Genomic DNA, 21704 nt, shown 5'->3' on the forward strand with positions numbered 1-21704 from the left:
TAGGCCGGCAGCCGATTTTAGTATTATTTTTTCAACAATTCCAATGGTGTTTCAGGTCGATTATCCCACAAAGAATTAGTAGTTACAAATATTGCAGCGATAGTAACTAGAGCAGAGTTAGCAATGATGGCGAACCATTTTTTCATAGCGAAACCCTCCTTTCTAAATAGTGGATACTATTTTCAAACAGCTTTGTGGTGTGCAAAGCTTGTATGAAAAACGCAGTTGATAAAAGATCCATCTGAAAATAATAGTTAGAAAAAACGATAGCAACAGAAATAAGCTTCAATAGAGGGTAATACTTTTTGTCTATTCGACTTACACCCTCTATGCCTTGAGGTGCTGTTTTTAATAGAATAAGTAAAGCTGCAGTATTTAATATAAAGCCTATATAAAAAAAGTCGTATTCCAAATGGGAAGCTGTGATGAAAATAATAGAAGATGCTATGCAGCAAGCTAATGATGAAGCTAGATGGGCTCCACCGCTAACAATACGTAGTAAGGTATAACACAATATGACTAATAAAGCTTTGGATAGGTGATTAGTAAAAGAAGAAATGAAAATAACTATGATAATAGTGAGGGTAACATTTATTAATAGACTAAGAGCGTAAAATAAAACGGCTTGTGAAGCTGCTTGCGGATTGTTTTTTCTTATTGAGGAAGCAATTAATGTGGCCGATTTGTCGATGAAATTCATCGTTTCTTCAACCTTTCATGTTTATCATTAATCAATTTTTTATTATGCTTGTATGCTATCGAAATTCCTATTACACAGAAGATAGATAGAATAATTAGGATAAAGGAATGTATAGAGAAATTATTATAGGATAAGGAGGTTAATTGAATGATTAATATAAATACAACAATTACAGCAGATAAAGCAAAGTTATACTTTTTTATGGCTTGGTTCATTGTGAGTTTATTAGCCATAAACATAAAACCGAATTTTCTATATCTAATATAGATGGTCATAAGCGTTACAATTATTGCAGTGATCAGGAACACTGAACTTGAGTGGATGAAGTTAGTTCTTGCTATCGCTGCGTTTGTAAGATTCAACCAGGTTGCAGCCATCATAACAGCATATTCAATAATACCTGCTAGCATAAAGCCAATGATGGTTATAACTAATGAATAATAGAGAGGCAGACTAAAGAGAAGCGTTATCATGATCATTTCTGTTGAAAGCATACTGAGGACTGCATAGTTTTTAAGCATAGCGATCTCTCGTAAATAAAAAGCTGTGATAGACATAGCAATTGAAATAGCTAATATCTTGGAGAAATGATACCGCAACGGAAAACGAAATATAGATAAAGCGAATGTAGTTACGGCAATCAACTCGATGGTTGAGAAAAAGAATTTGATTAACAAGGGAATCGACACGGTTTGTTCTCCTTATGTAAGATCATGTTGTCTTTGTAAATGAATTTAATGGAAAATATTTCAAAAACATTACTTTAGTAGACTACATTTTCAGTTTATATTAGATTTTTGTAATGTACAAGCAGAAAATTGTCGAATGAAGCGCTTGCAATTGGGTTAATTTCACAATATTAGGTGATTGTAACGGTTTAGTCTACCGAAGATAAGAGTGTTTGCAGGCTGTTTTTATTACCGAATGTAAACTCTAGGTTGGTTCTATTGTTTTTGGCAATTTGGGGAAAAATCAGTTCGTGGTATTTGCGTTGATAGGGCTCAGACATGGTAACAGACAGACCTGTTCCTTTTGAATCAAAATACAGCTTGCCGAGGTGTTCATCATATTTGCGTATTTGTTGAAAGCTTGCATAAACATCAGTATCTACTTTTTTAAAATCATGCTTGTCTATTAGCTCAAGAAACTGAATGAAATCTTTTAGTGAATCCATGTTCTTTTTTATCCTCGAATGTTGGTTTAAGCAATAAATCTCTTTCATTCCTATCTCGATATACAATACATCGGTCAAATCTACCTGAATAGTTGATAGAGATGATACGGAGACGTCTTGTTCCATTAAATGTCCCGCTTTTATCATAAGCTCCGTGTATGGGTAGCCGTAAGCCCCCGAAAGCTTTTTTAAAGTGCCAGGCGATGGGGTGATTTTTTCGTTCGTAGAACGATTTTTTTCCAATTCTAAATCGCGAATATAAGCGTGTGAAAGGCCGCACTTTTTGGCTGCTTCTCTTAATGACATACTACCTCGTAAACCTTCTAAAAATTGACCGAAATTTGGAATAGATTCCCCCATAATTTTCACCTCTCTCTACATATTATTGTATAGGACAAATTCGGTAAATGAAATAGGTTTGTAAAAAAAATGTAATGATTTTGTAATATAAAAAAGCTGCAATGAGTTTCTAAAATATTATTAATATACGGATGTAAGCCTTGACGCAATGTTGTATAAATACTACATTTAATGAATAAAGACGGCATACTACAACAAGAAGGGGGATCCTGTTGATGAGAGACAAGATCATGAACCGCTGGAGCACCTACGAGCCTTTTTATATACAATTCAATGGATTCAAAATTGCTGATATCGTCATAACCAGCCATGCCCTGTCACGGTGGACCGAAAGAATTGGAAATGATCAGAGCGGCATTGATTATATATGTTCGTATATTTGGGATGCTTTGAAAAATGAAAAAATTCAACCCTATTATGAGAACGAGAAGGATGTTTACTTAATTGATGAGGATTTAGTAGTAGTTGCTGAGTTTATGATGCTGAAGGACGAAATCGACATAGCGGGAAATCCTTTATACAAAATGATTATAGTAACCTTTCTTGGGAAAATTTCCGAAGATATTCAGCTTCGCGATTTGAAAGCGTATTATTCCTGGCTAAGGCATTCGAGGCGGATGACGCTAGTCAAACATGGCAGAAAGCGCAAATGACAGCTTTTAATTGAAGAAACTAACCGTAAGCACATGGGAGCAGCCAGGGTGCTTTTTTTGTGTTACAGGATAATAATGGAATTGGCGGCTATGGAGAAACAATTTGTACTAAAGACGAATAATTTGTTGGTATTTTCGGCAAAATTTAGTTGGAATGTTATTAACTTATGATGCAGATTTGCTATAAAAACGATAAGGGAGGATTATGCAGATGGCACGTGATTTACCTCTTGGAAATGGAAAAGTATTGGTGAATTTCGATACGCAATATAATTTGCGGGATATTTATTTCCCTTACGTAGGTCAGGAAAATCAAGCAGCAGAGCATCTCTCGCATTTTGGTGTTTGGACAAATGAGGGCTTCTTCTGGATTGATCATCCCGAATATACCAAACAAGCCACTTACTTAAATGATTCGATGATTAGCCATGTGGAAGGGGCACACGAACGGTTGGGTTTGAAGATGCAAATACGGGATGGTGTGGATGCGCATGAGAATGTGTTTCTTCGCAAAGTAAATATTACTAACTCCTGGGATAAGGAACGCATCGTCAAGCTATATTTTCATTTGGATGTGGATTTATGCGGAAACGGTATTGGAAACACGATTTATTATGATCCGGATCTTCACTCGCTTGTCTATTATAAAGGGCATCGATATATGACCTTATCAAGTTGGACGAATGAGAAAAATATGCCGTATTGCAGCGGTTACGCTATTGGGCAAAAAGGCTTCAATGGGCTTGAGGGCACATGGAGGGACGCTGAAGACGGTAAGCTGGGATACAATCCGATAGCACAAGGGGCCGTTGATGGAACCATAGAGCTAACACTTACACTTCCGGCGAATGGTGCCAAGGAGGCATGGTTTTGGATTTGCTTTGGTACTGAGCTGAAACAGGTTCGCAAGCTGGAAAATAATGTTCGAGAGTCAACTCCACAAGTTCTTTTACAACGAACATATAACTTTTGGAAGGAGTGGTTGGTGCAGGATCAGCATGAATTAGATCTGCTGGAACCGGATATGGTTTCCTTCTATAAAAGAAGTCTCCTCATAATTAGGAGCAATATGGATAACCGCGGCGCAATTATAGCGGCTAACGACTCGGATATTTTGAAGTTTGCCAAAGATACTTATTCTTATATGTGGCCGCGTGACGGTGCTTTGATTGCACATGCATTGGACCGCTCGGGTTTTACAAAGCTAACGTCGGCATTTTATGAATTTTGTAGACGAGCTATTACGGAAGATGGTTATTTGCAGCATAAATACAACCCGGACGGTTCGCCTGGGTCGAGCTGGCATCCGTGGGTGAATCCGGCCGGAGAGAAGCAGCTGCCTATTCAAGAGGATGAGACAGCGCTTGTTATTTATACGTTATGGCATCATCACCAGTTGGCCAAAACAATGGATGACGCTAGAGAGGATTACGATAAACTGGTTATTCCTGCAGCGGATTTTATGATCAGGTACAGGGATGCCTCAAGCTTGCCGCTCCCATCGTATGACTTGTGGGAGGAGCGGTATGGGGTTCATGCCTTTACCGTCTCCAGTGTATATGCAGGCTTGCTAGCTGCGGCTAATTTTGCCGATTATTTTAAAGACGAGGCTAGAGCCATACATTATAGGGATACGGCAGCTAAGGTTAAGAGCGCTGTTGAGAAGCAGATGTATTCGGAGCAGAATAAACGCTTTGTACGATCTTTGTACTGGAACAGGGAAAAAAGCAAGTATGAACAGGATTTGACTTTGGACGCAAGCCTTTATGCACTGTTTGATTTTGAGATGTTTGATGCGGAGGATCCTCGTATCGCGGCAACAATGAAGGCCATCCGGAACCAGCTATGGGTGCAAACTGAAGTGGGGGGGATAGCTCGCTACAGTGATGATTATTACCATCAGGTCACCAAGGATGTGGGTAAAGTGCCTGGTAATCCATGGTTTATATGCACTCTGTGGTATGCGGAATGGGTGATTGCGGTTGCCAAAACGGAGGAGGGTTTGAAGGAAGCTGCGGACTTGATTCGTTGGACGATGAGCCATGCTCTTCCAAGCGGTGTACTGGCGGAGCAAGTCCATCCCTTTACAGGTAACCCCATGTCGGTCTCTCCTTTGACTTGGTCGCATGCATCCTTTGTCAAAGTAGTTCAGGAGTATTTGTCCAAGCTGAAGATGCTTAAAAACAAAGGTGGCGGCAAAGAAGATGTCAGCGATGCCAAGCTTTTGGCGGGAGCTGGTGTTCAGCGATGAAGACGGTACGGTTGCGAGGGCTTCAAGCTGAAGCAGCTGCTGCGGAGACGAAAGCAGGATTAGACAGCCGTAGTGTAGATGGACAATCGGACGCAAAGGCAGTTGGAGCTAAATCAATAATAAAAACAGCCGGGAGTGGCCTTACGGACCATGAGTCAAAAGTGAGGCTAGAGCTGAGCGAGATAGAGCAGCCGGTACGAAGACAGCCTGATGAAGTGCTGGTCCGTGTGCTGTGCATTGGCTTGGATGGTACGGATCGGGAGCTGATGACCGAGAAGTATGGTATACCTCCAAAAGGTGAATCGGAGTTGACCATCGGCCATGAATCTTTGGGTGTAGTTGAGGAAGCCGGAGAGGAAAGCGGTTTGATGCGAGGCGATCTGGTCTGTGCCCTGGTTAGGCGTCCATGCAAGATTCCGGACTGTGTAAATTGTCGAAACGGTCATGCCGATTTTTGTGAGACCGGACAGTATGTGGAGCGGGGAATTAAAGGCAGCCACGGTTTTTTATCCGAGTTCTATGTTGAGGAAGCCAGATATGTGATTAAAGTGCCAATGGAATGTTTGGCTTACGGTGTGCTGACAGAGCCTCAAAGCATAGTCGAGAAGGTGTGGGATCAAGCTCAACGCATTCAGCAGAGGCTGATCTGGCAGCCGAAGACTGCGTTGGTGCTGGGCTCAGGGCCGCTGGGCTTGCTGGCGGCCTTCACATGCCGGTGTCTGGGCCTGGACACCGTGGTCTGGTCCATGTCGCCGGCAGTCGGGCCGGCGGCAGAGCTGGTTCGCGCCTGCGGGGCGGAGTACCGACAAGCAGGCGGCACGGGCAGCGTGGGGACAGGAGAAGCCGCTGAGACACTCAGCGGCTTCCTGGAGCAGAGCGGCAAGCGCGCCGATCTGATCTTCGAATGCACGGGCTACAGCCCGCTGGCATTCGAGGGAATGACGGCATTGGGAGCGAATGGCGTATTAGCGTTGTTGGGCGTTACGCCGGGGAACCGGAGCCTGCAGATTTCTGCGGATCGCATAAATCAAGAGCTGGTGCTGGAGAATAAATGTATTTTAGGATCTGTGAATGCATCGCGTAAAGATTTTGAAACCGGCTTATACCGGCTTAAGCTAATGGAGGAGAAGTTTCCTGGTTTGCTGGATAGGCTTATGACGGATCGCCTAAGGCTGGAGGAAGTGCCGGACCTTGATTTTAAGGCAATCGGAATCAAAGCTGTTGTAGATGTTGTTCCTCGATCGGAATGGCAGAATCTGATCAATGCAAAGACGAACCCTGTTATCTACAGCTTTTCTGTATAAGGAGCTATAAAAGCGCAGAAACCAATCACTTAGCAGTGAACTGGATTTTGCGCTTTTTCACATTTTCAGCGTATAAGTGTTCAGCGAGCATACTTCCATACAGCATAGGTAGACTTCTCTGTGGGAGTAAAAACAATAGGAACTCTTTGCTATATTTTTGGAATCACTCCCCGCTCACTAGCGAAACGTCATTCCTTTGTCTACATTCGATCCTACTCGTTTACTTGTTAGACTTGAGCTTACCTATGGGCTCAAAGTGATTAGTTTTTACCGTCCAGTACGTTTCGAAGAGCTTTTTCGATCTGATCCATCGGATCGTTCGAGGAGGAGGGAGCTACATACAGACCGGTTCCGGCTGCTGTCTGAACGGTTATCGCTTTATCGTCTTCAACCAGCTTGGAGAGCAGTGTCTTTTCGCTTCCTTTAAGTTTCGTGGTCAATGCATGGTAAGCTATGACAACCATATCTCCTCTGTCAAAGCTGACTTCCTTAGCGTTCACCTTCTGAGCCTGCGACTCGGTAAGGAGACCGCTGATCACACCTAATGAGATAGTAGTGCTAGGTTCTGCTTCAACATAGCCGAGTGCCCGCAGAATCAGTGCAGTTAGTTCCGATCCAGTCATTGGCTGGTCAGGAGCATAATCATTTTCACTGATACCGTGTACAAAGCCCTTGTTAAAGGAATAGGAAACATATGCTGCTGACCAATGGCTCTGGACATCTTGGAAGCCGGACTTCTCAGCGGCTTGTTCGGCCGCCTTTTCGAGGCCAAATAGTCTCAAAAGCATGACCGCACCTTGGGCGCGAGTAAAGCTTTGCTCCAACTCGTAGCCATTATCGGTTCCTCGAAACAAATTAAGCTTGAGCAAGGTATCGGCCATTTGGATTTTTTCATCAGCGGAAGTCGACGTGTCCTTTGCGTTGCCTTCTATCGTGAAGATGGACACTATGCCACAAAAGATCACCATGAGGACAAGCACATTGCATAGTAGCGCTATTGGTTTCTTCATAAGATGACCTCCCATGTTATTTCACTGCGGTTTGGGTTCCAACATACCGAACCGCGGAGAGATCGACTTGCCATTTTTGCGAAAGAAGCTTTGTCCATAACAAATCAGTTGGCTTCTCAGACATGCTGAACGTAATTAAGATCTCTTTCAAGTTCAAATATTCATCGAAGGAGCGGGTTAGATTGATAGTTTGGGCAGGACCGCTGTAGTCTTTAATTACCTTGTTGCCCTCTAGCTTCTTGCCTATGTTGAAGTAAGTATTAATTGCTCTTAAGCGGGAATATTGGGAATCATAGAAATCCCGTTTACCTCCACCCGCGAGTGACCGAGCCGAACTAACGCCGCCATCGATTTTGATGAATTCCTCTGTAAAGGCTGTTGCTCCGCTGCCGAGCTCTACCACTCCATATAAAACGCGAATTTCGTTTGCTGACACAGGCTGCGGCTTACCGTATACAGTGTCAGATACGCTGCTATAGACAATTTCGGTAACTGGTTTAGTTATCGTCAATACATTGCTATTGTCTTCCACCGATCCGGAGGGACGCGCTGTAAATTCTAAAACGTACAGTACCTTCACCTGATCAAAAATATAAGTAATTGGAGTACTGGCTGGAGCGTCCTTTGCTCTTGCAGTATTTGATCCGAGGACGGTTAGTAGTAGTACAAACAGGAATATTAACCCTTTTTTCACTTATCATCCCTCCTTAACCAAGATTAGCTTTTTTTGAGAAGGTGGTCAACCACAAATCTCCTTTTGTCAGTGGCTTTATTGGCTTATTCCAATTATGCGGACAATATTTTATGGGCCGCTTGTTTTCTACTTGTACTGAAGGAGACGGTGGTTTGCATCTACTATGATTCCCCGGGAAATATTGCTGCTATTGTCTGCAATCATAAGGATTAGTAGTTTGATCCTGCCTATAGTCGGAAGGGGAGCGGCCGAACCATTTTCTGAATTGCTTGGAGAAATAAAGAGCGTCGCTAAACCCGACAGAAGAGGCAACTTGTTCAATGGTTAAAGTCTCCTGGAGCAGTAGCTTAGCACGTTCCATCCTTATTTTAAGTAAAAAATTCATGGGAGACATTCCAGTATGCTGCTTGAACATTTTGGAAAGATGGGTTCTGTGGTATCCAAGACTTTGAGCCATCTGTTCAATGGAAATAGGCTGGTGGTACTGTAGGGTAAGCCAACGGATCGCTTGCTCAACCTGTTGCTGTATACCCTGTGAATCTTCGACAGGAACATTGGCACTACTCCGCTTCTGACCGTATTCGGCTAGAATAAGCCGCAAGTAACCTTGAGACTGCATATCGCAGTGAGACTGTCTTATGTGAAGCGTTTGTTCAAGCTGGAAGAACAATGCGTTCATTTTGCGATTAGGTTGAGTGGCATTTACAGGTTGATGCTGGGATAATCCTAATTTATGTAGATATTCATCAGCTCTTGTACCTTTGAATCCGACCCATCGGTAGCTCCAAGGATCTGTTTCATCGGAGATATAACTTACCAGCTCACCAGGAAATATAACAAAGCTGCCTCCCTTCTCCAAATGGTAGTCATGACCCATGCAACGGAAGGTTCCGCGACCGGAGACAACATAATGGATTAAATAGTAGTCCAGAACTTGAGGACCTACTTTATGAGAGGCCTTGGTTTGGGAGTTACCACTAAACAGTATGGATAATTCACCTTTGCTTGGATGCGGATTGAAGGCTACGGAATGATGGGGCTCTATCACCAGGAACACCTCGAGTCGATATTTATTTATTAAGTCTGATATTGCAAGCAAAGCTACAACTTAGACACAGATGTCTCTTCCTCGAAAGGCTTAGAATAGAAGCGTTTCATAGTTGAATAGAAGTTTATATACATGGCTTCGCTCTGATTTGACAAAAAAAGAAAATTTTATTTCACCAAAGCGCATGTTGAGCTTCCTACTCGTAAGAAAAGTGGCTGCAAAAGTACGAATACAACATCATCAGGACGTCGAGCTTGTAGCAAATGGTTTAACTGGAATTTCTGGAGCTAAATCTCCCGTTACATCCTCGGTGAGGCAACTTAACTGGAAAAACCCCTTCTATTTTAAGGGATATTGGGATAATTTTAAATAAATGAAGGGATTAGCGGGATAATTTCCAGTTATTTGCGGTAAAAAGCTCTCTCGGCCTAAGATTAACTGGAGAATTTCCATCTATTTATGGGGGAGCACCTACCGGTTCACTTTCGTCAAGTTTTGATTATGGTGCAAGATGTATTCCTATAGTGGCAAGACTGCCTTCAATAGGAACACGAATTTTTCAGCGACTGGAATTTCAGATTTCTACACCTGTTCCTTCCCACACAAACGTAAATTGCACACGAAGGACGCAGCAAAGCGATTTTCTTATAATACTAATGTAGGAAGTATAAGCTTGAACCGGGGATTCACCTTTCTAATATTGCATGTATAGCCGCCTCTAGGACACGAATGTATTTCGTAGAGAGTTGGCTTTACGAGGTAAGCCCGTTTTATCCGCCCTTTCTAGGACACGAATGTATTTTCGTAGAGAGGGCTTAGAATAGAAGTTATTCTTAATGATAGCTACTTACCAGAGAACAACTACATATGTCTTAATCATTTACATCGTTAATAAGGTTATAAGGAAGTGCATGATAATATAAGGACCATGTATACAAGATGATTAACTGTCCTTAACGTAGACGGGTGCACTCATTCGTGATTATACTTGGCTCTATCGTCTTGTGCAACCTCGAAGTTGCTCCGATCAGCAATGTTCCGGAAAAATGCAAACAAACTACAATCGTCCATATAAAAGTGGTTTGTCTCCATATGATTACTTAAACATGAAGAGTATAGTCTAAATAAGGTTAAAAATACATTTTAGATTATAGGGAGGCAAGGCGAATGTCAAAAATTACTTTTCTGGGTGCAGGCAGCACTGTATTTGCTAAAAATGTGTTAGGTGACTGCATGATGACGCCCGCACTTCAAGGTTTCGAATTGGCATTATTTGATATCAATCCAGAACGTCTTAAAGACTCCGAAAATATGCTTAACAACTTAAAGCATTCCACTGGCAGCACTTGTGTGGTGAAAGCGTATTCGGATCGTAAGGAAGCGCTTCGCGGAGCCAAATATGTGGTTAATGCGATTCAAGTGGGAGGTTACGATCCTTGTACCATTACGGATTTTGAAATTCCTAAGAAATATGGTTTGCGTCAAACGATAGCCGATACTTTGGGAATTGGCGGCATTTTCCGAAATCTTCGCACCATTCCGGTGATGCTGGATTTCGCCAAAGATATTCAAGAGGAATGTCCTGATGCTTGGTTCCTGAACTATACAAATCCAATGGCTGTATTGACCAATGCGATGACGACTTACGGTGGCGTGAAAACGGTTGGCTTGTGCCACAGTGTTCAATCCTGCATGCCGCATTTATTCAAATCTCTTGAAATGGAGACCGCAGGCATACAAACCAAAATAGCGGGTATTAATCATATGGCTTGGCTGCTTGAAGTAACCAAGGATGGCGTTGACTTGTATCCTGAAATCAAACGTCGTGCTCGTGAGAAGCAAAAAGAACAGCATAAGGATATGGTGCGCTACGAAATGATGTTCCGTTTTGGCTACTACGTGACGGAATCCTCTGAGCATAATGCTGAGTATCATCCGTATTTTATTAAAAGAAATTATCCAGAGCTGATCGAGCGTTTCAACATTCCTTTGGACGAATATCCGCGTCGTTGTGTACGCCAGATTGAGAAATGGGCATCCATGCGTGAAGAATTAGTAAACAATAAAAATTTGGAACATAAACGTTCTAATGAATATGCGTCCTTTATGTTTGAAGCCATGGAAACGAACAACCCGTTCAAAATTGGCGGCAATGTGATGAATACTGGTTTGATTACTAACCTTCCGAAGGAAGCTTGCGTGGAAGTGCCTTGCCTGGTAGATTCCAGCGGTATTACACCGACCTTTGTCGGCGATCTGCCTCCGCAGCTTGCAGCTTTGAACCGAACTAACATCAATACTCAACTGCTGACGCTTGAAGCTGCTATAACCGGTAAGAAAGAGCATATTTATCATGCAGCTCTGCTTGATCCTCACACCGCCGCTGAGCTTTCTATCGATGATATCGTAGCTATGTGCGATGAATTAATTGAAGCGCACGGTGATTGGCTGCCTAAGTTCGTCTAAATTTTACGATAATAGCAAGCTCAAGAAGCTCCTGCTGGCGATCACTGCCGACAGGAGCTTTTTTGCCTTCTATAGGAGGGTTGCAATTGGTGATGTATTGTTACTCATCTAATAGGAGGATTACAATTAGTTGTATTTTATTACTCATCCGACAGGAGGATAGCAATTGGTGGTGCATTGCCAGTCAGTCATTTATGAGTGAATTATCATTTTAGGAGAGCGATTATCATTGCCAGAACCTGCGCCTTTTGGTAAAATATATACGAACATCAATTCGTATTCGATAGACTGCCACGAAGTACCTTTACAATCGATGAATGGCTGGATTTAGCCACAGAATTGCCTAACGAATAACGAAACGGAGCTGTCAACGAGATGAAACCAACGACTCTAGCCAGACATATCGGTATGATCGCTTTTGTTGTCTGTTTGTCCGCTTTAGCGGCTTGCTCGGAAGCTGCACCAACTAGTGGGAGCGCTAAGGAGATCCAGTCACCATTGCCTGTTGAAACCAAGGCACCGGTACAGGATGCTTCCAAAGCAATGAAGCCTGAAGAAAGCAGTCCCGCCAAAGAACCTTCTCCAACTGCTAATTCAACAGAGCCCGCACCAGTCCCATTGAAGGAAGAAGCGACACAGCAAAGCTCTAAGCAAGCAACTGCAACTAGCTCCACCTACAAAGGAGCTTCCGCAACGACAGGTAAATCCGCGGGACAAGCTGCCATTGCCAATGACCGTAAGGCCGTATCCTGGTATTACATGAAGCAGCCCAAGGGAAAGGTTCCTAATTTCCCGAATGAGACTAAGCAGTATACAGATAATATGAAGGCATTATGGGTGGGTACGGGTAAGAAGGTCTATTTGACTATAGATACCGGAGGTCCGCTTGGCGATATGGATTTGCTGGTTAAGTCTTTAAAGGATAATGACGCGAAAGCTAACTTTTTTATTGCAGGCTATAACGTGAAGAAGGCGCCTGATTTTGTCAGGACGCTGGTTAAGGATGGTCATTTGGTAGCCAACCATACAATGACACACACGGATATGAATCTACAAACCGACGAGCAAGTGAAGAAGGAAATTGAAGATTATGAGAAACTATATAAAGAAGTAACCGGTAAAGACATCCAGCCTTATTTCCGATTTCCTTATGGACGCTACAACATGCATTTACTTAGTCTAGTATCGGATATGGGTTATAAATCGGTGTTTTGGTCAACGGCGATGAAAGATTGGGAGCCGCGGAAGAACGGAGCAGAGGATCCTTATAACGATATAATGAATAATCTGCATGATGGCAACATCATTCTGATGCATCAAGGATCTCCCGAAAATATTGAAGCTCTTGACCGTATTATCAAGGGAGTGCGTCAAGCAGGCTATGAATTTGCTTTATTAACAGACATCCAGACTCCATAGAATTAAGAGTTGCTGCAAGATTAAATCAGTAATTACCGTCAATATAAGACAGCATGGCATGACAACCTTTTACTCCATCTGGTATGATAAAATGATGCTTCTGACATGAACTAATGACAGGTACCTTTCTTTATCTACCATCATACTTTAATAATAGAGGCAGCAATAAAGTAATATGAACATTTGGAGTAGAAGCGTTTCATCAATTCACAGACAGAAGGAAGCGAATACTTGTGCAGCAAGCGATAGCCATACTGGATTCCGGAGTAGGTGGGCTCACTGTAGCCAAAGAAGTCATGAGGCAGCTTCCGCAGGAGAAGATTATTTATTTCGGTGATACGGCGCGTACTCCGTATGGTCCAAGATCTCCCCTAGAAGTGATACAATTTACACATCAAATTGTAGATTATTTGCTGCAGTTTCAACCCAAAATGATCGTTATCGCCTGTAATACAGCAACAGCGGTCGCTCTTGATGAAATACGAGCAAGACTGTCGATTCCTGTTGTCGGAGTTATTCATCCGGGTGCGAGAGCAGCAATAAAAACAACTCGAAACGGTATGATCGGAGTTATTGGTACGGAAGGTACGATCAGAAGCAGTGCTTACGAGCAGGCACTGCGTCAGATTTCTCCTCAAATACAGGTCGTAAGCCAGTCGTGCCCGCAACTTGTACCTTTGGTGGAGAAAGGGCTGTTTCGTACGGATGAAACCCAATTGGTAGTAGAGCAGACGCTTAGGAATTTAACCGATGTACCGATGGATTGTTTGATTCTCGGCTGTACCCATTACCCTTTTTTGACGGAAGCCATTTCAAATGTTATGGGACCTAATGTGACACTCATCAGCTCAGCAGATGAAACAGCACGGGAAATCAGTACAATCTTATATCATAAAGGGATGCTGGCTACTTCAAATTCGATTCCGGTTCATCAATTTTTTTGCAGCGGAGATCCATTTATGTTTAAGAAAATAGCGCAATCCTGGTTAAATGAAGAAACAAGAGTAACTCCGGTAGTTTGGCAAGTGCCTCACATTATATGAGAAGCTAAGCCAGGGGAACAAGATAATGATCATCTCACGGACGATTTTGAAGGATATCCTTCAGATCGTCTGTTTTGCTTAAGATGAACGTCATTAGACAGGAATATGTCTGCATACATATAAGCTACCAGTAAGCTGCAGAGTTATTGCAGTCAAGGAAGGGAGCTTATAGATGATTTGTCACTATGTAGTGCAAAGTGGAGATACGGTTTTTCGTATTGCCCGTCATCAAGGTACTAATGTAATAGCTTTATACAGCCTGAACCCGCAGCTAATGGAGCAAGGCTACGTCTATCCTGGACAGGTGCTGCAAATTCCGCCACCAGCTGTATCTTTATATGTGATTCAAGCCGGGGATACCACTTTGTTTGAACTTGCTTGTCGTCTAGCGATTTCGCTAGAGAGTTTGGTAGCAGCCAACCCCCAGGTTGATCCAGACAAATTGCCAATTGGTCAAACCATTGTTCTACCACATAATAAAAAAACATCTATTATTCAAACGAATAGTGAGTATGGTTACAAGGAACTAATTGAAGATTTAGAGCTATTAAGCAAGAGGTATCCGTTTTTGCAGATGGGCTCCATAGGAAGCTCTGTGCTGGGTAGAAGCATTCCTGTAATTCGTTTGGGCAATGGCCCCAAACAACTTCATTATAACGGAGCCTTTCATGCAAATGAATGGATAACGACTTTGCTTCTCATGAAGTTCATAGAAGAGTATGCGGAAGTATATCGATCGGGTAATTTATTTCGGGGTAGGGATATACAAAAGATTTTTGAACAATCCTCCTTATGGATTGTACCGATGGTTAACCCTGATGGTGTTGAGCTCGTACATGTGGGTGCAATGCCGGACAACCCATACTATGAATTTCTGTTGAAATGGAACTTTGGCTGTCTTGACTTCTCCGGCTGGAAGTCCAATATCCGCGGCGTCGATTTGAATGATCAGTTTCCTGCCGGCTGGGAGCGTGAGCGGGACCGTAGAGAAGTAACAGGCCCGGGACCAAGGGATTACACAAGTACGGCTCCCCTCAGTGAGCCCGAGGCCAAAGCAATGGCTGACTTTACTAATGAGCACGATTTCAGGCTGGTGATTGCTTTTCATACGCAAGGGCAAGAGATTTATTGGAATTATGGCGACATGGAGCCTCCTGAAGCAGAGCAATTAGCCAAACGATTAGCCAAAGTGAGTCGATATCGTGCTGTGAAGCTGCAAGGAAGCGACGCGGGTTATAAAGATTGGTTTATTCAACAGTTTCGCCGGCCTGGTTTCACGGTTGAAACAGGGTTTGGGGTAAATCCTCTGCCATTATCACAGTTTCGCAGTATGTATGATGAGGTGATTGGAATCATGCTGGAAGGACTGGTCATATAAAGGTATAATAGAAATAGAGACAACAGCTTATGCTGATGAAATTATTCTCACAACTATGAAACTCTAATCGGCAATACGGTTACACTTATATCATTGCACTCTAGGGGGTATTTTCCATGTGGAAACGATTGATCTCGTTCCGTAACTGGGGCCATGTGTTCCGCCGTATCGGACCTCTGTTATTTTCACCTAAAATACCCATTTGGGAAAAGCTATTATTTGCAGTGCCTGCCATTGTTTATTGTGTAATACCTGATGTTATGCCATTTATTCCAATAGATGATATTGCGGTAACTTTATTTCTGATGAATTTTTTTACATCGCGGGTGGAACGGAAGTATTTGCAGCCGTAATCTGTTATGCCATAATCAAATAGCAAAATACCCCATTCTATGGAGAACGGGGTATTTGCCGTTTGATTAGACAAGCCGAATGTCTGATTACTCACCCTCAGGCCAACGAATCCACCGCTGAAGGTATCCTTGCTCATATAAGGCTTTTATAGTGATGATCAGTACAGGGGATAATATCAATCCCGCTACTCCGAACAAGGAGAGTGAAATGATCATGAAGGAGAGCATGGTAAAAGCCGATACGCCTAAGGAATCTCCAGTAATTTTCGGTTCCATAATCTGTCGCACCAGAATAACAACTCCGAGCAAAACGGTTAACCAAATAGCTAGAGCAGTCTGTCCAACAACAAATAGGTAGATGATCCATGGTATGAACAATGTTGACACGCCGAGCAGCGGAAGAACGTCGAATATAGCCGATAGCAGGGCAATGGAGAAGGAATTATTAACTCCAAGTATTAATAAAGCGATAAATATAACGGCGAAGGTTAAACTAATCAGCTTGGCTTGAGCTTTAATATATCCAATAATCCCTTTTAAAACGTTTTCTTTCAAAAAAGTATAGGCAGACTTAAACGTCTTTGGTGTTTTGTCTTTTGCTATCCGGTTCCAAGTGTCGATTTCGATACTCAGGAAGTAGGCTAAAATAATAGCAATTACGAAGTTAACAACAAACGTTGAGAAGCTGGTTAGTAAATTAAAGGTACCTGTCAAAAATGATACTGCAATCGCGGTTGCTTTTTGTGTGATTTGAGTCGTATATTCCGCTACTTTTTGGAGGATGTCATCAGGTAATGCATCCATCCTGTTATGGAACAGAGCCGTTTTAGAAATAAGCTGGTTCTGGAGAATGGCTGAATATTCCGGCAGCTTGTCTTGAAGATTCATGATTTGACTTGTGAAAATAACACCGATTCCAGTCATGGCCCCAAGAATTACTAGAACGAATATAAAGGTCGAGATAGCGGAAGCCAGACTCTTGGCCATTCCTCTCTTATTCAAAAAGCGGGCAAGCGGTTCGATGATCAGGTAGATAACAAACGCTAGAAAAATCGGTGTAGCGATCCCATATAAGTAGCTGAACAACAGCATAAATAAATACACTGTGAGCAGTATTAAAGCGATATCAAAAACGGTTCTCCAATATTTCCTGTAAAATGCGATCATCCAAGCACCTCGTCAAAAGGGAGATATCAGGTCCATTTGGCGGACCAAAGCTTCATTTCTTTTAAAATCTGGTGAAGATCTTCCCCTTTGGGTGTTAAGGTATATTCTACGGTGACGGGGACGGTTGGGTAAGCGGTACGCTCAAGAACGCCCTGCTCCTCCAGGTGGCGAAGTGTTTCTGTAAGTGATTTGGGGCTGATGGCATTGATCTTTTTTTGCAGCACACCAAAGCGCTTGGTTCCGCCGAACAGCTCTCGGAGCACTAGAAAGGACCATTTGCCTCCGATCACATCCAAAGTTCTTTCAATGGAACAAGCAATATGTACGGGTTGTTTCGGTATGTAGTTTTGCTCTTCCATCTTCGTTTTTTTGCTGCTTTCATTTTCTAGCAATGACATTTTAGAATCATCCTTTCCTATAATAGATGATTACATACAGGTAACTAGATATATTTCCTGTAATAAGGTGATAATAAATTCACTACTTTCCATAGTAAAGAAGAAGCGATAAAATAGCAATAGTAGCCAGGAAGCAAATTAGTTAAGTTATATGGACAGAAAAGAGGCAGGTTAGTTATGGATCAAAAAAGGATCATAGTTACAGGCGGAAGCGGTAAGGCTGGAGTTTGGATAGTGAAGCATTTTGTTGAGCAGAACTATGAAGTTATCAACTTGGACTGGAAGCTCCCGGAGGAACCCATATGCCGGACCATTATTGTTGATTTGAATGATTTGGGACAGGTCCATAATGCACTTGCTCCATTCAGCGGACGCAATCGTCAGAAAGTGGAAGGCATAGTCCATTTTGCCGCTATTCCACAAGCGTTTACACATCCTAATGATGTTTGTTTCCGTAATAACGTTATGAATACTTATAATATTTTAGAGGCGGCTGCAAACCTCGGGATCGAGAAAGTGGTTCTTGCATCTAGCGAATCGTCCTATGGAATTGTTTTTGCCAGCGAATTTTTCACTCCGCTTTACTTACCTATTGATGAGGCTCATCCACAGCTTCCGGAGGATAGCTACGGCTTATCCAAAGTGGTCAACGAGGTTACAGCTGAAGCCTTCCATCGTAGAACAGGGATGCAAGTAATATCGTTCCGATTGGGAAATATTCTAGTTCCGGAAAGCTATGCAGCCATTCGGGCTAACTTTGATGATACAGAAAGCAGGAAACGGATTCTTTGGTCTTATATCGATGCCCGGGATGTAGCTTCCGCTTGCCGTCTTGCTATTGAGAAGGAGGGGCTTGGGGCTAAGGCACTGATTCTTGCAGCGGACGATACTTCTTCAGATCGCACCAGCCAAGAGCTGGTGGAGAAGTACCTTCCTCAAGTGCAAGAGATTCGGATTCCGTTGGAAGGGCGTGCTGCGCTGCTGTCCAATTCATTGGTGAAGGAGCTCCTGGGCTGGAAACAGCAATATTATTTTATGGAGCAATAGTTTCAGACTTTAAGCTGCTGCTCGATTCCATAAATAGTTGAAAGGTTATAAGCCAAAGATCCGCCTTGAGCCTAGCTTGAGGCGGGTCTTTGGCTTATATGCATTTGCTCTCGAATAAAATTCAGAAATTGAGCAGCCGCTGGAGTAAGGTCATCATCAGTTCTCCGGCATACAGATAAGGGATTGGTTAGATGGACTCCCTCTACGTGAATTCGAGCGACTACACCTTGCTGGATGTAATCTTTCACCTCCAATGCGGATAGGAAGTTGACGCCGTACCCCGCCATGACCGCGCGGATTGTTTCATTTAAACCGTTAAATTGTAAACCGACCACAGGTTGATTAACATTATGAAGTTTGCAAAGAGCAAACAGCTTTTCTCTAGTCGAACTGCCCTCTTCACGTAGTATAAAAGGTTCTTTCATTATGTCTGATAACGATATGCTTTGTCCTGCGAGAGGGTGTACTGTCGATGCGATGAACCACAGCTCATCTTCCATCAGCTTTTCTTGAACCAGCCCTGCTGGAGCTGCTCTGCTTCCACCAATAACAGCAATATCTGCTTCATAATGAAGAAGCTTATCATAGGCTGTCCTCGAATTGGCTGTTGTCAGCATCATGTCGATTCCTTTATTGGCCTGTTTAAAGGCTGCCATCCATCCAGGCAGGAGGTGATTGGCCGGTAGGTAAGTAGCACTGATGCGCAGCATTCCAGATCTTCCTTCACGATAATCTGTCATCTGACGGGAAATCTCCTGCTCCAAGGCGAACAGGCGGGCTGCGTACTTGTACAGGACTTGTCCTGCCTCACTTAAACGGCTGCTTCTGCCTTGAGGCAGCAATAGCACTAATCCGAGCTCCTGCTCTAAATTCCGTATTTGTGCGGTTACAGCGGGTTGGCTGATATGCAGCGCTTCGGCAGCTTTAGTAACCCCTCCCCGGGTGGCAGTTTCATAGAACAGCTTTAAAGCATGCAGGTTCAAATTCATTCGCCTCCTAATACATCAATAAAATTTATGTTAATCAAGAAAATATATATTAGTTTTATATAATAACATCTCTTATTGTATAAGGTAGAACAGTTCTTTAGCAACCTATTCAAATAAGGCGGTGGGTTATTATGAGTTATTTTCATTGTATCGATTGCAACAAGCAGTATGAGCTGGAAGCGGTGAGAAACCCTTTTTTATGTGAGTGCAAGGGACTACTAGAGGTTGTGCATGATTTTCGCAGCATTGACAGTGAGGGGCTGAAGAGGGAGTTTGATCGGAGATTGTCTGAGAGAATGACTATTTACTCAAGCGGTGTGTGGCGTTACAAAGAGCTGATTATGCCTGAGCTGCCTGATGCTTATATAACGACTAAATTTGAAGGGAATACAGGAATGTATGATTCCGATCGAGTTGCCCAATACACGGGTATTCGCAAGCTCATGCTCAAGGCACAAAGTGAGAATCCGAGCGGATCCTTTAAAGATAACGGGATGACAGCAGCGGTTTCACATGGGCGCTCAGCGGGGTATACTCGGTTTACATGTACGTCGACTGGCAATACATCTTCCTCGTTAGCCATGTATGCGGCTATAGCCGGCTGCTCAGCTTATGTATTTCTTCCTGAAAAAAACATTTCCTTGAACAAGGTACTCCAAACATTAGCGTACGGTGCTCATTTATTATCATTCGATGGAACCTATGACGACGGAATACGTTTTAGCGAAGCTAATAGTGAGCAATTGGGACTGTATGTATGCAATTCAATTAATCCCTTTCGCATTGAAGGGCAAAAAAGCATCATCTATGAAATAGCCCATCAGCTGCGCTGGAAGCTTCCTGATTGGATCATCGTGCCAGGCGGGGCGTTAAGCAATGCAACAGCATTAGGTAAAGGGCTGCAAGATTTGTATGAACTAGGCTTCATTGAAAAATTGCCGAGGGTAGCTGTTATTCAGGCTGACGGAGCAAATCCTTTTCACCGAATGGTAGTACGGGGGAAGCAGAACTGAGACCGGAGCTTAAGCCATTCACTCGTGCTTCGGCAATGAATATTGGCAATCCTCCGAGCTGGAAGAAGGCGCTGCTTTATGCAGTGGGACAAACAAACGGAGTGACGGCCTCTGTTACGGATGAGGAGATCATGAATGCCAAGGCTGTAATCGATCAAAGCGGAATTGGCTGCGAGCCTGCTTCAGCAGCGTCAGTAGCAGGATTAAAAAAACTTGTAGATGAGGGTGTGATAGATCGGGAAGCAACAGCCGTATGTCTTTTGACCGGTAATATGCTGAAGGATACCGATGCCATTCGGGAGTATCATCTCGATTCCAACACCGAAGGATGTTATGCCAACAAGATGCTTCCTGTGAAATTGGACTTAGAGTCAATACTAGGCCATATCCCTCATTCATAGTCTAAATTTGATCAATTAAGGTTGATTTCCTATTCGGGTTTCTTTATAATATCAGGAAGTATAAGTTTGAAGCGGGAGCTTCAGATTACTAATATTTCAAGGAAAACAACCTCTAATAATATAATTTAGGAGATGTATAAAGAATGAACTGCAAAATCTCACGAAATGCGGCTAAAGTGCTTTTGGAAGAGCTTGAGAAGGAAGAAAATAAAGAGATGAAGCTTCGCGTATACATTACGCACAGTCACGGGGATCATGCTCATTACGGTATGAGTTTGGACACTCCGACGAACGATGATGTTGTAGTCAGCACGGATAAAGGAATCGACGTTATTCTGAAAAAAGACGAGCCTTTGCTTGACGGAGTTCGCATCGATTATTTCTATACTCCGGAAGAAGGCTTCGCAGTGACGAACCCAGGTAAGGGGAACCACGGGGATCATTAATTTTTTGTAATCAACGGTTTACACAACCTCACAAGCTATATTCATGGGCAAAGGGTATGAAAGGATTTGTAAGACATGGCGAATGACATTCGCGTCTGCGATAAATGCAAGCATATGAAAATGAAGACAGCTGTGACCAAGCTTCAGAAGTTGGCTCCCGACTCTGAGATTAAGGTAGGCTGCAAATCGTATTGTGGACCATGCTCACGGTTTGCCTTTATTTTCGTCAATGGTCGTTATGTGACTGGGGCAACTGAAGATGAGGCAATCGAGAAGGCTCAAAAGTACATTAAATAATCATGTTAGCTCATTCACTCCCTGAAGGAGAAGATGAGCTTTTTTAATATATAAGGAAATTCCTTAATGAAAGAGTTTCGATCAGAAAGCTTT

General features: G+C 42.9%; 21 protein-coding genes and 1 pseudogene. 12 read left to right on the top strand and 10 right to left on the bottom strand.

Annotation, left to right across the window (positions count from 1 at the left end; translation table 11 throughout):
• Nucleotides 1–23 precede the first annotated feature (23 nt).
• From NV381_RS07465 to NV381_RS07480, 4 genes are all read right to left on the bottom strand, one after another.
• Complete coding sequence (locus NV381_RS07465; RefSeq protein ID WP_258212640.1) at nucleotides 24–146, bottom strand: cyclic lactone autoinducer peptide; 123 nt, start codon at nucleotides 144–146, stop codon at nucleotides 24–26.
• Complete coding sequence (locus NV381_RS07470; protein WP_258212641.1) at nucleotides 143–700, bottom strand: accessory gene regulator B family protein; 558 nt, start codon at nucleotides 698–700, stop codon at nucleotides 143–145. The genes NV381_RS07465 and NV381_RS07470 overlap by 4 nt, the downstream gene beginning before the upstream one ends.
• Nucleotides 697–1389 (bottom strand): hypothetical protein, encoded by a 693-nt coding sequence (locus NV381_RS07475; protein WP_258212642.1) that lies wholly within the window; start codon nucleotides 1387–1389, stop codon nucleotides 697–699. Before NV381_RS07475 ends, NV381_RS07470 begins: the two co-directional genes overlap by 4 nt.
• A 188-nt stretch (nucleotides 1390–1577) precedes the next feature.
• Nucleotides 1578–2234, bottom strand: coding sequence for a helix-turn-helix domain-containing protein (locus NV381_RS07480; protein ID WP_258212643.1), 657 nt, complete (start codon nucleotides 2232–2234; stop codon nucleotides 1578–1580).
• Nucleotides 2235–2449: 215 nt separating this feature from the next.
• Between NV381_RS07480 and NV381_RS07485 the strand changes: the two genes are divergently transcribed.
• The 3 genes from NV381_RS07485 (at nucleotide 2450) to NV381_RS07495 (ending at nucleotide 6442) form a co-directional block, all read left to right on the top strand.
• A complete protein-coding gene (locus NV381_RS07485) occupies nucleotides 2450–2887 on the top strand; it encodes a hypothetical protein (RefSeq protein ID WP_258212644.1) in 438 nt (145 codons plus the stop codon).
• A gap of 211 nt (nucleotides 2888–3098) precedes the next feature.
• Nucleotides 3099–5138: a glycoside hydrolase family 15 protein gene (locus NV381_RS07490; protein WP_258212645.1), complete on the top strand. Its 2040-nt coding sequence runs from the start codon at nucleotides 3099–3101 to the stop codon at nucleotides 5136–5138.
• A complete protein-coding gene (locus NV381_RS07495; RefSeq protein ID WP_258212646.1) occupies nucleotides 5135–6442 on the top strand; it encodes a glucose 1-dehydrogenase in 1308 nt (435 codons plus the stop codon). The genes NV381_RS07490 and NV381_RS07495 overlap by 4 nt, the downstream gene beginning before the upstream one ends.
• A gap of 260 nt (nucleotides 6443–6702) precedes the next feature.
• On the opposite strand, the gene NV381_RS07500 is transcribed toward NV381_RS07495, so the two are convergent.
• The 3 genes from NV381_RS07500 to NV381_RS07510 form a co-directional block, all read right to left on the bottom strand.
• Nucleotides 6703–7452 (bottom strand): S-layer homology domain-containing protein, encoded by a 750-nt coding sequence (locus NV381_RS07500; RefSeq protein ID WP_258212647.1) that lies wholly within the window; start codon nucleotides 7450–7452, stop codon nucleotides 6703–6705.
• Nucleotides 7453–7468: 16 nt separating this feature from the next.
• A complete protein-coding gene (locus tag NV381_RS07505) occupies nucleotides 7469–8146 on the bottom strand; it encodes a hypothetical protein (protein WP_258212648.1) in 678 nt (225 codons plus the stop codon).
• A gap of 187 nt (nucleotides 8147–8333) precedes the next feature.
• Nucleotides 8334–9194 carry an AraC family transcriptional regulator gene (locus NV381_RS07510; RefSeq protein ID WP_258212649.1) on the bottom strand — a complete coding sequence of 287 codons (861 nt, stop codon included), beginning with the start codon at nucleotides 9192–9194 and terminating at the stop codon, nucleotides 8334–8336.
• Nucleotides 9195–10361: 1167 nt separating this feature from the next.
• On the opposite strand from NV381_RS07510, the gene NV381_RS07515 reads away from it, so the two are divergent.
• From NV381_RS07515 to NV381_RS07535, 5 genes are all read left to right on the top strand, one after another.
• The gene (locus NV381_RS07515; RefSeq protein WP_258212650.1) at nucleotides 10362–11660 is read left to right on the top strand and encodes an alpha-glucosidase/alpha-galactosidase; all 1299 of its coding nucleotides are present in this window, start codon (nucleotides 10362–10364) and stop codon (nucleotides 11658–11660) included.
• Nucleotides 11661–12035: 375 nt separating this feature from the next.
• Nucleotides 12036–13079 (top strand): delta-lactam-biosynthetic de-N-acetylase, encoded by a 1044-nt coding sequence (locus NV381_RS07520; protein WP_258212651.1) that lies wholly within the window; start codon nucleotides 12036–12038, stop codon nucleotides 13077–13079.
• Between the two features lie 233 nt (nucleotides 13080–13312).
• Nucleotides 13313–14122 carry a glutamate racemase gene (racE, locus tag NV381_RS07525; RefSeq protein ID WP_258212652.1) on the top strand — a complete coding sequence of 270 codons (810 nt, stop codon included), beginning with the start codon at nucleotides 13313–13315 and terminating at the stop codon, nucleotides 14120–14122.
• Between the two features lie 172 nt (nucleotides 14123–14294).
• Complete coding sequence (locus NV381_RS07530; RefSeq protein ID WP_258212653.1) at nucleotides 14295–15500, top strand: M14 family metallopeptidase; 1206 nt, start codon at nucleotides 14295–14297, stop codon at nucleotides 15498–15500.
• 116 nt (nucleotides 15501–15616) lie between these two features.
• Entirely contained in the window at nucleotides 15617–15853 is a 237-nt protein-coding gene (locus NV381_RS07535) for a hypothetical protein (RefSeq protein WP_258212654.1), read from the top strand.
• Between the two features lie 87 nt (nucleotides 15854–15940).
• Here NV381_RS07535 and ytvI read toward each other — a convergent pair whose 3' ends face one another.
• Both ytvI and NV381_RS07545 read right to left on the bottom strand, forming a co-directional pair.
• Nucleotides 15941–17020, bottom strand: coding sequence for a sporulation integral membrane protein YtvI (ytvI, locus tag NV381_RS07540; protein ID WP_258212655.1), 1080 nt, complete (start codon nucleotides 17018–17020; stop codon nucleotides 15941–15943).
• Nucleotides 17021–17046: 26 nt separating this feature from the next.
• On the bottom strand, nucleotides 17047–17418 hold the full coding sequence (locus NV381_RS07545) for a winged helix-turn-helix transcriptional regulator (RefSeq protein WP_258212656.1): 372 nt from the start codon (nucleotides 17416–17418) through the stop codon (nucleotides 17047–17049).
• 177 nt (nucleotides 17419–17595) lie between these two features.
• Between NV381_RS07545 and NV381_RS07550 the strand changes: the two genes are divergently transcribed.
• Complete coding sequence (locus NV381_RS07550) at nucleotides 17596–18465, top strand: NAD-dependent epimerase/dehydratase family protein (protein WP_258212657.1); 870 nt, start codon at nucleotides 17596–17598, stop codon at nucleotides 18463–18465.
• 71 nt (nucleotides 18466–18536) lie between these two features.
• On the opposite strand, the gene NV381_RS07555 is transcribed toward NV381_RS07550, so the two are convergent.
• Nucleotides 18537–19448, bottom strand: a complete 912-nt coding sequence (locus tag NV381_RS07555) for a LysR family transcriptional regulator (RefSeq protein WP_258212658.1) — start codon at nucleotides 19446–19448, stop codon at nucleotides 18537–18539.
• A 137-nt stretch (nucleotides 19449–19585) separates the two neighbouring features.
• Between NV381_RS07555 and thrC the strand changes: the two are divergent.
• From thrC to NV381_RS07570, 3 genes and pseudogenes are all read left to right on the top strand, one after another.
• Nucleotides 19586–20868: pseudogene (gene thrC, locus NV381_RS07560) on the top strand (threonine synthase).
• A 143-nt stretch (nucleotides 20869–21011) separates the two neighbouring features.
• Nucleotides 21012–21314: an iron-sulfur cluster assembly accessory protein gene (locus NV381_RS07565; RefSeq protein WP_171656244.1), complete on the top strand. Its 303-nt coding sequence runs from the start codon at nucleotides 21012–21014 to the stop codon at nucleotides 21312–21314.
• Nucleotides 21315–21389: 75 nt separating this feature from the next.
• Nucleotides 21390–21611: a DUF1450 domain-containing protein gene (locus NV381_RS07570; protein WP_171656243.1), complete on the top strand. Its 222-nt coding sequence runs from the start codon at nucleotides 21390–21392 to the stop codon at nucleotides 21609–21611.
• The last annotated feature ends 93 nt before the right edge of the window (nucleotides 21612–21704 follow it).

Source organism: Paenibacillus radicis (ex Xue et al. 2023) (assembly GCF_024722015.1).
Classification (GTDB): Bacteria; Bacillota; Bacilli; order Paenibacillales; family NBRC-103111; genus Paenibacillus_S.